The sequence below is a fragment of the Kitasatospora sp. NPDC090308 genome (assembly GCF_044769485.1).
In the GTDB taxonomy this organism is placed as follows: Bacteria; Actinomycetota; Actinomycetes; order Streptomycetales; family Streptomycetaceae; genus Kitasatospora; species Kitasatospora fiedleri.
Genome location: NZ_JBIVXY010000005.1, coordinates 117,612 through 128,461 on the forward strand (window position 1 = coordinate 117,612; position 10,850 = coordinate 128,461).

The following is a 10,850-nucleotide window of genomic DNA, read 5'->3' on the forward strand; positions in this document are numbered from 1 at the left end:
CCGACGGAGCGTCAGGCCAGCGTGGCGAGCGCGTCGTTGAGGGTCTTCGACGGGCGCATCACGGCGGCGGCCTTGGCCGGGTCGGGCTGGTAGTAGCCGCCGAGCTCGACGGGCTGGCCCTGGACGGCGATCAGCTCGTCGACGATGGCCTGCTCCTGCTCGGCCAGGGTCGCGGCGAGCGGGGCGAACGCGGCGGCCAGCGCGGCGTCCTCGGTCTGGGCGGCCAGCTCCTGGGCCCAGTACAGGGCCAGGTAGAAGTGGCTGCCGCGGTTGTCGATGCCGCCGAGGCGGCGCGAGGGCGACTTGTCCTCGTTGAGGAAGGTGCCGGTGGCGCGGTCCAGGGTGTCGGCGAGGACCTTGGCGCCGGCGTTGCCGGTGGTGCCGGCCAGGTGCTCGAAGGAGGCGGCCAGCGCGAAGAACTCGCCGAGCGAGTCCCAGCGCAGGTAGTTCTCCTTGACCAGCTGCTGGACGTGCTTCGGGGCGGAGCCGCCGGCGCCGGTCTCGAACAGGCCGCCGCCCGCCATCAGCGGGACGACCGACAGCATCTTGGCGCTGGTGCCCAGCTCCAGGATCGGGAACAGGTCGGTGAGGTAGTCGCGCAGCACGTTGCCGGTGACCGAGATGGTGTTCTCGCCGCGGCGGATGCGCTCCAGCGAGAGCTTGGTGGCCTCGACCGGGGAGAGCACCCGGATGTCCAGGCCCTCGGTGTCGTGCTCGGGCAGGTACGTCTTGACCTTCTCGATCAGCACGGCGTCGTGGGCGCGCTCGGCGTCCAGCCAGAACACGGCCGGGTCGCCGGTGGCGCGGGCGCGGGTGACGGCCAGCTTGACCCAGTCCTGGATCGGCAGGTCCTTGGTCTGGCAGGCGCGGAAGACGTCGCCGGGCTGGACGGCCTGCTCCAGGACGGTCTCGCCGTTCGCGTCGACCAGGCGGACGGTGCCGGCGGCGCCGATCTCGAAGGTCTTGTCGTGGCTGCCGTACTCCTCGGCGGCCTGGGCCATCAGGCCGACGTTCGGGACGGAGCCGATGGTGGCCGGGTCGAGGGCGCCGTGGGCGCGGCAGTCCTCGATGACGGCCTGGTAGACGCCCGCGTAGGAGCTGTCGGGCAGGACGGCCAGGGTGTCGGCCTCCTTGCCGTCCGGGCCCCACATGTGGCCGGAGGTGCGGATCATGGCCGGCATCGAGGCGTCCACGATGACGTCGCTGGGGACGTGCAGGTTGGTGATGCCCTTGTCGGAGTCGACCATGGCCAGGGCCGGGCCGTCGGCGATCTCGGCGTCGAAGGAGGCCTTGATCTCGGCGCCGTTGGGGAGCTTGTCCAGACCGGCCAGGATGCCGCCGAGGCCGTTGTTCGGGTTGAGGCCCGCGGCGGCCAGGTCGGTGCCGAACGCGGCGAAGGTCTTCGGGAAGAAGGCGCGCACCACGTGGCCGAACAGGATCGGGTCGGAGACCTTCATCATGGTGGCCTTGAGGTGCACCGAGAACAGCACGCCCTCGGCCTTGGCCCGGGCGACCTGCGCGGCCAGGAACTCGTTGAGCGCGGCGGCCCGCATCACGGAGGCGTCGACCACCTCGCCGGCCAGCACCGGGACCTTCTCGCGCAGCACGGTGACGGTGCCGTCCTCGGCGACCAGCTCGATGCGCAGCGCGCCGTCGGCGGCGATCACGGTGGACTTCTCGGTGGAGCGGAAGTCGTCGACGCCCATGGTGGCGACGTTGGTCTTGGAGTCGGCCGACCAGGCGCCCATCCGGTGCGGGTGGGTCTTGGCGTAGTTCTTGACCGACAGCGGGGCGCGGCGGTCGGAGTTGCCCTCGCGCAGCACCGGGTTGACGGCGGAGCCCTTGACCTTGTCGTAGCGGGCGCGGATGTCGCGCTCCTCGTCGGTCTTCGGCTCGTCCGGGTAGTCGGGCAGCGCGTAGCCCTGGGCCTGGAGCTCGGCGACGGCGGCCTTGAGCTGCGGGATGGAGGCCGAGATGTTCGGCAGCTTGATGATGTTGGCGCCGGGGGTCTTGGCCAGCTCGCCCAGCTCGGTGAGGGCGTCCGCGATGCGCTGGTCCTCCTGGAGGTACTCCGGGAAGACGGCGATGATCCGACCGGCCAGCGAGATGTCGCGGGTCTCCACGCTCACACCGGCGGTGGCGGCGTACGCCTGGACGACCGGCAGGAACGAGTACGTGGCGAGGGCGGGGGCCTCGTCCGTGTGGGTGTAGATGATGGTCGAGTCAGTCACCGTAGCTCCAGCTTCCACGTCTGAACGTCTTGACGTCAAGATATCTCGTCCCGGGGGGATCTCCGCAACCAACCCCCCGACCGGCGGTCACTCCGACCCGGTCCGGGCGGCGCCCGGGTCGGCGGCGTCGGCACGGGAGGTCCCGGCCGCGGTCGCCTCGGTCGCGGTCGCCTCGGCGCGGGCGGTGAGGTTGCGGGCCGTCCCGCCGAAGACGACCGCGTGGAACGGGGCGCGCCGGCCCGCGCCCGCGGGCTCAGCTCCCGGGGGCGGCGGCCGTCCGGATGCTCCGCCCGGTGACGGTGGTCGGGGTCAGCCGCACCCAGCGGCCGTGTCCGGCGGGCCGGGGCAGTTCGGCGAGCAGGGCCGGTTCGGTGACGTACTCGAGCGGGCCGACCATCAGCACGCTCCAGCCCTCGCGCAGGTCACCGTCGGCGCGGTCCACCTCGAACGCGGCGTCGCCGCCCGCCCCGGGGGCCAGCGGGCCGTGCTCGGCGGTGCGGTAGAGGACGGTGCGGCCGTGCACCAGGTAGCCGACGGGGCGCACCACGGGGCCGTCCGGGCCGGTGCGGGCGATCCGGCCCAGGCCGTTGGCGCCCAGGCGCCGCCAGCACTCGGCGACGTCGAGCTCGCCCAGGACGGGCGGTCCGACCAGCACGGGGCCGGCCGGACGGCTCACCCGTTCGGCGGGGCGGCCGGCCACCAGCTCCTCGTACTCCAGGCCGAGGACGGCGGCCAGCCGGAGCAGCGCGAGCGGGTCGAAGTCGGGCCCGAGTTCCAGGACGCGGTGCAGGTACGCCGTCGACATGCCGGCCCGTGCGGCTGCCTGCGCCTCGGTGAGTCCGAGGTCGGCGAGGCGGTCGGCGAAGCGGCGGGCGAGCGCGGTCGGAGCCGCGTGGTCGGTGGTCACTCCGGTCACCTCCCGTGGATCGTCGGTCCGGGCCGGTGCGCGGGACGGGTTGCTCCCGGCGCCTGGTACTGCGTACTGCGTCCGGCCGGTACCCCCATGGTCCGCGACCCGGGCCCGGCCCGGCAGGGGCCTTGGACCTGTCTTCGCCGCCGGAGCGCCGGGGTGCGGGGGCGCCGGGGCGCGGGTGCGGGGGCGGGCCCGGGACCAACGGCCCCGGGCGGCCGGGCCCGCCGGCCCTGGCGGGCCCGGCCGGGCCGGAGCAGAGTGGGCCACGACCCCGGTGCCGGGCGATGGGGGCCCACGGGGATTCGTACAGGGAAGGCACTGCCATGACTCGTCCCGTTCTCGCCGCAGTCGATGCGTCCGTCCGCAGCCGCGCCGCCGCGCACTGGGCCGCCCAGGAGGCCGGCCGCCGGGGTGCGCCGCTGCGGCTGCTGCACGCCTGGCCGTACCTGGGCCGCACGTCCGACGGCCGGGTCGGGACCGGGGACCTGGAGGGCGGCGGGCGGGCGATGCTGGACGACGTCGCCCGGGAGCTGACCGCCGCGTACCCGGGCCTGGAGGTCTCCGGCGAGCTGGTGCCGGACGCCGCGGTCGACGGGCTGACCGCCGCCGCCGAGCAGGGGGAGCTGCTGGTGATCGGCACCCGCGGGCTGGGCGGCTTCCGCGGGCTGCTGGTCGGCTCGGTCAGCCTGGGCGTGGCGGGCCGCTCGGCGGCGCCGGTGGTGCTGGTCCGCGAGGGCGGGCCGGAGCCCGAGCGGCACGAGCCGGAGGTCACCGTCGGCCTGGACGCGCTCGAACCGAACGACGCCGTCCTGGAGTTCGCCTTCGAGGCGGCCCGGCTGCGCGGCGCCCGGGTACGGGTGGTGCACGGCTGGGAGCTGCCGCCGGCCTACGGGTACGCCGGGTGGATCCCGGTCGAGACCGAGCAGCAGGAGCTGGGCGCGCTGGCGGTCGGCATGGTCGCCGAGGCGGTCGCCCCGTGGCGGGAGAAGTACCCGCGCACGCTGGTGCTGGAGGACGTCCGCACCGGTGGCGGCGCGGCGGCCCTGGTCGAGGCGTCCGAGCAGTCGGACCTGGTGGTGGTCGGCCGCCGCCGGCGCACCCTGGGCCTGGGCAGCAAGCTCGGCTCGGTGGCCCACGCGGTGATCCACCACGCGCAGGCCCCGGTCGCGGTGATACCGCACGACTGACCCCCGCGGCCACCGGCCCCGGCCGCCCCGGCCGCTGAGCCCCCAGCGCCCCCGCGCCCCCGCGGCTCAGCGGCTCAGCGGCTCAGCGGTCGAAGCGGAAGGCCAGCAGCGTCGCGTCGTCCTCCGACAGCGGGCCGGACATGTCGCGCACCACGGCGTCCACCAGTTCCTGGAGGTCCGGTCCGGTCGCGCAGTCCTCGGTGGCGTGCCGGTGGACGGCCGCGCAGAGCGCGGCGAGGCGGGCGTCGATGTCCTGGTCGCGGCGCTCGATCAGGCCGTCGGTGTACAGCAGGACGGTGTCACCGGGGCGGACGTAGGTCTCCACCGCCCGGTAGGAGACGTCGGGCAGCACGCCCAGCGGCGGGCCGGTCTCGGGGGTCATCGGGGCGGCCCGGCCGTCGCGCAGCAGGACCGGCGGGGGGTGACCGGCGCAGATCCAGCGCAGCAGGCGCCGGTGGGGGTAGTAGCGGGAGACGATCGCGGTGGCGGTGGCCTCGTCGCCCTCGTCGCAGGCGATCCGGTTGAGCCAGCCGCCCAGGGACTCGACCAGCGCGCCGGTGAACGCCAGTCCGGCCAGCGCGTGCCGCAGCATCGACATCAGGGCGACCGCGTCCAGGCCGTGCCCGCGCGCGTCGCCGACCGCCAACAGCACCTGGCCGTCCGGGAGTTGACGGACCTTGAACCAGTCGCCGCCGACCCCGCCCTCGGCCGGGCGGTAGGCCACCGCGGTGCTGACGCCGGTCCCGACCAGGGCCGCGGAGCGCGGTTGCAGCGCCTCCTGGAGGCGCTGCACCACGTAGTGCTCGGTGTCGGCGCGGCGGGCCTGGCGCTCGGTCTCCTCCTGCTGCTCGCGCAGCCGCCGCCGGCTCTCCCACAGTTCGGTGACGTCCTGGAGCACCACCCGCAGGCCCTCGATCGGCCCGCCGTCCTCGCGCACCGCCTCGGCCACCAGCCGGACCCGGCGCGGCCGGCCGGGCCCGTACAGCTCGGTCAGCACGTCGATGTCCTCGCCGGTGGCCAGCAGCCGGTCGAGCTCGCGGTACAGGGCGGGACGGGCGGTCTCGGTGACCCGGCGCAGCGCCCGGCCCGGGGGGAGGGCGGCGGTGTCGGGGGGCAGGCCGAGCAGGACGGCCAGGCCGGGCGAGACGTCCAGCCGGTCCTCGTGCAGGTCCCACTCGGCCCAGCCGACCCGGGCGATCCGCTGCGCGGCGCGGGCGATCTCCTCGGTCCGGTCGTCGGGCCACACCAGCAGCAGCCGCCGGCCCAGCCGGTGCGCGGTGACGTGCTCGCGGCGGGTGCGGGTGCCGCCGTCGGACACCGGGTAGCGCCGCCGCACCGGCACCGAGCGGGCCGCGTGCCCCGTGCGCAGCACCTCGCCGACGGTGTCCGCGAACGCCGCGCTCCACAGCCCCGGGTACGCCTCGCGCAGCGAGACGCCGCGCCCCTCCTCGGCGGCCTGCCGGTGCGCCTGGCCGGGGTGGTGCGGGTGCCGGAGCACGGCCTCGTTGACGATCACCGCGGCGAGGTCGCGGACGTCGCCCGCCGCGTCGAGCACCGGCTCGGCCAGCACCGCGGCCTGCGGGAGGGCGTCCAGCAGGTGGTGCAGGTCGCGGTCCGGCGGGCGGGCCAGGTCCGGGTCGAGCGCGGCGTCCGGGACGACCGGCGGCGGCCCGGACGGCTCGGCGGGCGCGGCCCGGCTCTGCTCCTCGCGCAGCCGCTCGACGGTGCGGCGCAGGGCCTCGCCCCAATCGGCCCGCTGCGGTCGCCCGTACACGGCAGCCCCTCTCCGGTCGGCGTTCTCCGCCACTTTTCCGGCGGCCCGGCCGGGCGGCGACCTCGGCGGACCGGACGGGTGAGCCGCGGGGCGGGCCGGGCCGCCGGGGGCCGGCGCCCCCGTCTCCGGGGGTCTCCGGCGGTCTCCGGCGGTCTCCGGCGGGCTGGGGCGGCCGGGGCCGCGTCACCTCGGGCGAGGGCGCAGCGAGGGCGGTCGGCGGTGCGCGGCGTTCGACGACTCCGCCGCGGACGGAGCCCGCCCCGTTCTCCCTATGCCTCCCCGCTCCCTCCGCTCCCCCCGACGCAGGCGCGGGCCTCGGCCAGGTAGCGGGCCACCGGGCCCAGGGTCAGCAGGCCGCTGGCGGCTCCGGCGTGTTCGGCGGAGGCGGCGTGCAGGGCCCGGGCGGCCCGGGCCGCGGGGGCGGGCTGTCCGAGCAGGGCGGCGGCGCGGGCGGTCAGGCACCACAGGGCTTCCTGGAGGTGGTCGGACGGGGGGTCGGGCAGGGCGGCGAGCGCGGCGGCGGCCTCCGTCCGGCGGCCCTGGGCGTGCAGCAGCAGCGGGCGCGCCCAGGGCAGGTACGGGCCCCAGTCCAGGCGCGGGTCGGTGGGGGCGGGCCGGTCGTGCAGCAGGCGCAGGCCGAGCAGGGCGAGCGGGAGCAGGCCGCGCCGCAGGCCGGGCATCCCGGCGGTGCGCAGGGTCGCTTCGGCGTCCCGGTAGCGGGCGGCGGCCTCGGCGGCGGTCGGCCCGCCGGGGTGGGTGCTGCGGTCGGCCGCGGCCCGGGCCCGGAACCAGCCGGTGAGGACGCCGACCAGGGGCGCCTCGGTGCTGGCGGCGAGCCGTTCGGCGGCCCGGGCGTGCGCGGCGGCGGCGTCCAGGTCGCCGAGCGCGGAGGCGGACTGGAGGCGGACGAGTCGGCCGAGGACGGCGAAGTGCGGCAGGTCGTGCCGGGTGGCCAAGTCGAGGATCTCGGCGCCGGTGCGGTCCCGGTCGGGGGCCAGGCCGGGGCGGCCGAAGGACTGCAGGAAGACCCCGTTGAGGGCGAACGCCAGCAGCGCGGGGTCGCCCAGGCCGCGGGCCAGCGACTCGGCCCGCCGGGCGGCCCGCCCGGCGCGGCGCAGCCGGTCGGGCGTCAGGTCGGCGCTGCGGCTCTCGACCGCGACGGTGGCCAGCAGCCGGGCGGCCAGCGCGTCGGGGGCGGCCGGGCCGAGCGCGGCGAGGGTCCGTTCGGCGGCCTCGACCACGGCGCGGGACTGTTCGGCGTCGTCGGCGCGGCTCCACAGCGCGGGGACGTCGTAGGCGCCGATGACCCGGGCGGTCAGCTCGGCGTCGCCGGTGCGTTCGGCCGCGTGGATCGCGGCGAGGCGGTCGCGGCGGGCGTGCAGCAGGGCGTCGCCGCCCGCGAGCGAGAGGGTGCGGGCGAGGTCGACGGTGGTGCGCGGGCCGAGCCGGCCGCCGGGCACGCTCCAGGCGGCGGGCGGCTGCCCGTACGGGGCGGCGCCGGTGAGGATGTCCGCCTCCAGGCGCTGGAGTTCCGCGCCCGGGTCCAGGCCGAGCCGCTCGCCGAGCAGGGTGCGGGCGCGGCGCAGGGCGGCCAGCGCGTCGGCCTGCCGCCCGGCCCGGTGCAGGGCCCGGGCGAGCAGGGCCCAGGCCGGTTCGCGCCAGGGGTGCTCGTCGACGTGGGCGCCCAGTTCGGCGGCGAGGGCGGCGAGTTGGGCGGTCGGGGTGGGGGCTGGGGCGGTGTCGGGGGCGGGGTCGGGGGTGCTGCTCGCCCGGGTGTCGTCCGTGGCGGTCGGGGCCGCGTCGAGGAGCAGGCGGGCGCGCAGTTCGATCGCGTCCAGCCGCAGTTCCTCCAGTCTGGTCCGCTCGCGCCGGGCCCACGGCCGGTCGGGCAGGTCGGCGTAGGCGGGGCCGCGCCAGTCGGCGAGCGCGGCGGTGAGTTCGGGCGCGGCGGCGGGGTCGTGCCGGGCGCGGGCGAGGACGTCCTGGAAGCGGTGGGCGTCGACGTCCGCCCGGGGCAGGCGCAGGGCGTAGCCGGGGCCCTCGGTGACCAGCAGGCGCGGCGGGGTGCGGGGCGGCCGGTCGGGTTCGAGGGCCCGGCGCAGGGCGGCGACGAAGGTCCGCAGGGCGCCGACGGCGCGGGGCGGCGGGTCGTCCCACAGCGCGTCGACCAGGGTGTCGGTGGGGACCATCCGCCCCTCGGCGGCCACCAGCCGGGCCAGCACTTCGCGGTGGCGGGGGCCGCCCAGTCCCACCGGGGTCCCGTCCGCGCGCCGGGCCCGGACGGAACCGAGCACGTCGATTCGCATGGCCCCATCCTGCCCCGGAGCGGCGCGCGGACGGCGGGGGCGGCGGGGGCTGCGGCGTGGCCGGGCGGTCGCCGATCCGGATGCTGATCGGTTGCTGATCGGCGTCGCCGAGGCTGGTGCGGTCGGTTCCCGATCCGGGGAACCCGGTCCGAGGAAGAGGTCCCTGTCATGACGTCCCTGACATCCGGTGGCACGTCCGGCACGCCCGGTCCCGCAGCAGGCCCCGCAGGTTTCGAGAGCTTCGAGGGCTTCGAGGACTTCGAGGACTTCGAGGACGTCCGGCTGCCAGGTGCGGACGGGGTGGAGCTGGCCGCGTGGGTGGGCGGCAGCGGCAGCCCGGTGGTGCTGCTGCACGGTTTCCCGCAGACCCGCCTGATGTGGCGGCACGTCGCCGGGCGGCTCGCCGCCGAGCACACGGTGATCTGCCCCGACCTGCGGGGCTACGGCGCCAGCGGGAAGCCCGCGGCCACCGGCCCCGAGGTGTACGCGAAGCGCACGATGGCCGCCGACGTGGTGGCGCTGGCGGCGGCGCTCGGCCACCGGCGGTTCGCGCTGGTGGGGCACGACCGGGGCGCGCTGGTCGCCTTCCGCGCCGGGCTGGACCACCCCGGGACGGTCACCCACCTGGGCATCCTCGACGTGGTGCCGACCCTCGACATGTGGGACGTCCTGCACGGCACCTCGGCGGCGGTCGGCTACCACCTGTACCTGATGGCCCAGCCGCCCGGCCTGCCGGAGACGATGATCGCCAACAGCGCGGACGCGTTCTTCGGCTCCTTCCTCGACACCTGGGCGAACGACCCGGCCGCCCTGCCCCCGCGGGTCCGCGCCGAGTACCTCCGCGCGAGCGCCGCCGCGGTCCCCTCGATCGTCGCGGACTACCGCGCCTCCGCGGGCATCGACGTGCTGCACGACCGGGCCGACCTGGACGCCGGGTCGCAGCTGGCCGTGCCCGTCACCGTCGTCCAGCAGGACTGGGGCGCGCAGTTGGGCTACGACGCCGCCGGAGTCTGGCGCGCCTGGGCCCCCGACCTGGACCACCGCCTGACCCGCGCGGGCCACTTCATGGCCGAGGAGTCCCCCGACGAGATCACGGCGGCCGTCCGGGAGCTGCTGGCCCGCTGACCGTCGGCGGTGGCCTTCGGGACCGGATGTTCCGACGGTGCGTCAGGGAGGTTTCGGGCGGGGGCGGGTGGGGAGCGGGGCCCGGCTCGGGCGGGGCGGGGAGAAGGTCGTGTCGGAGCTCTTGACGGTCCACCGACCAGGACCCTACGGTGCGGACACCGATGGCCCCGGGCGGGTGGCCATGGGCTCCCCCACCCCGTGCCAGGAAGGGCGACCGCGTTGCCCGTTCACCCGCTCCCCCAGCCGATCGGCGCCACCCGCCAGCCGGGTCGCGCCGTCCCGTTCCCGATCTCCGGGCCGGACGGGGCGCCGAGCGCGTCCCCCGGCCCGACGCTGGCCCAGGTCGCGGCCCGCGCGGGCGTGTCGAGCGCCACCGCGTCCCGGGTGCTGAACCGGTCCGCGCCGGTGTCCGCCGAGGTCGCCGCCCGCGTCGAGCGCGCGGCCCGCGAGTTGAGCTACGTCCGCCGGCGGGCACCCGCCGCGACGGCCCGGGACACCGGGGCGATCGCCGTGGTGGCGTTCGCGGACGTGCTGCGCTTCCACGCCGACCCGTTCCCGGTGCGGCTGCTGGCGGGCGCGCAGCGCGTCGTCCCGGACCGGGAGCTGGTGGTGCTGACGGCGGGCCCCGGGCCGGCCCGGCCGTCGCTGGTGCGCTACCTGTGCGGCGGGCACGTGGACGGCGTGCTGCTGGTCGGGCGGTGGGGCGACCCCGCGCTGCCCGGGCTGGTGCAGGCCGCGGGCGTGCCGGTGGTGTCGCTGGGCCGGCCGCCGCAGTCGCAGCGCCTGGCGCACGTGGACGCCGACAACCTGAGCGGTGCCCGCGCCGCCGTCCACCTGCTGCACCGGGCCGGGCGGCGGCGGATCGCCACCATCGCCGGGCCGCCGGACACCGCCGCGGGCGCCGACCGGCTGGCCGGCTACCGGCGGGCGCTGGCCGACCGGGGCGACCCGGCCCGCTGCGCGGTGGCCTACGGCGACTTCGGGTCGCGCTCCGGCGAGCACGCGATGCTCCGGCTGCTCGACCAGTACCCGGACGTGGACGCGGTGTTCGCCGCCTCGGACGCGATGGCGGTGGGCGCGCTGCGGGCGCTGCGCCGGCTCGGGCGGCGGGTGCCGGACGACGTCGCGGTGATCGGCTTCGACGACTCCCCGGCCGCCGCGACCTCCCGGCCCGGCCTGACCACCGTCCGCCAGCCGGTGGAGGACCTGGGCGCCCGCGCGGTGGAGCTGCTCCAGGACGCGGCGCCGGGCCGCTCCGTGGTGCTGCCGACCCACCTGGTGGTGCGCCAGTCCTGCTGACCGGGGTCCCGTCCG

General features: G+C 77.3%; 7 protein-coding genes. 3 read left to right on the top strand and 4 right to left on the bottom strand.

Annotated elements, in window-relative coordinates; genetic code table 11:
- Positions 1-11: 11 nt before the first annotated feature.
- Positions 12-2,231 (bottom strand): NADP-dependent isocitrate dehydrogenase, encoded by a 2,220-nt coding sequence (locus ACIQVD_RS13745; protein WP_400685872.1) that lies wholly within the window; start codon positions 2,229-2,231, stop codon positions 12-14.
- A gap of 253 nt (positions 2,232-2,484) precedes the next feature.
- Positions 2,485-3,138 carry a pyridoxamine 5'-phosphate oxidase family protein gene (locus tag ACIQVD_RS13750; RefSeq protein WP_402288839.1) on the bottom strand — a complete coding sequence of 218 codons (654 nt, stop codon included), beginning with the start codon at positions 3,136-3,138 and terminating at the stop codon, positions 2,485-2,487.
- A 329-nt stretch (positions 3,139-3,467) separates the two neighbouring features.
- Between ACIQVD_RS13750 and ACIQVD_RS13755 the strand changes: the two genes are divergently transcribed.
- Entirely contained in the window at positions 3,468-4,331 is an 864-nt protein-coding gene (locus tag ACIQVD_RS13755; protein ID WP_400685876.1) for a universal stress protein, read from the top strand.
- A gap of 82 nt (positions 4,332-4,413) precedes the next feature.
- Here the strand turns inward: ACIQVD_RS13755 and ACIQVD_RS13760 are convergent, their stop codons facing one another.
- Together ACIQVD_RS13760 and ACIQVD_RS13765 are read right to left on the bottom strand one after the other, a co-directional pair.
- Positions 4,414-6,105, bottom strand: coding sequence for a PP2C family protein-serine/threonine phosphatase (locus ACIQVD_RS13760; RefSeq protein WP_400685878.1), 1,692 nt, complete (start codon positions 6,103-6,105; stop codon positions 4,414-4,416).
- A gap of 269 nt (positions 6,106-6,374) precedes the next feature.
- The gene (locus ACIQVD_RS13765) at positions 6,375-8,411 is read right to left on the bottom strand and encodes a BTAD domain-containing putative transcriptional regulator (protein ID WP_402288843.1); all 2,037 of its coding nucleotides are present in this window, start codon (positions 8,409-8,411) and stop codon (positions 6,375-6,377) included.
- Positions 8,412-8,579: 168 nt separating this feature from the next.
- Here ACIQVD_RS13765 and ACIQVD_RS13770 point away from each other — a divergent pair, with 168 nt between their 5' ends.
- Together ACIQVD_RS13770 and ACIQVD_RS13775 are read left to right on the top strand one after the other, a co-directional pair.
- A complete protein-coding gene (locus tag ACIQVD_RS13770) occupies positions 8,580-9,536 on the top strand; it encodes an alpha/beta fold hydrolase (protein ID WP_402288845.1) in 957 nt (318 codons plus the stop codon).
- A 219-nt stretch (positions 9,537-9,755) separates the two neighbouring features.
- Positions 9,756-10,835 (top strand): LacI family DNA-binding transcriptional regulator, encoded by a 1,080-nt coding sequence (locus ACIQVD_RS13775; protein WP_400685884.1) that lies wholly within the window; start codon positions 9,756-9,758, stop codon positions 10,833-10,835.
- Positions 10,836-10,850 lie beyond the last annotated feature (15 nt).

Coding starts and splice junctions, on each gene's coding strand:
- ACIQVD_RS13755 (WP_400685876.1), top strand. CDS start 3,468: ATGACTCGTCCCGTTCTCGCCGCAGTCGATGCGTCCGTCCGCAGCCGC.
- ACIQVD_RS13765 (WP_402288843.1), bottom strand. CDS start 8,411: ATGCGAATCGACGTGCTCGGTTCCGTCCGGGCCCGGCGCGCGGACGGG.
- ACIQVD_RS13770 (WP_402288845.1), top strand. CDS start 8,580: ATGACGTCCCTGACATCCGGTGGCACGTCCGGCACGCCCGGTCCCGCA.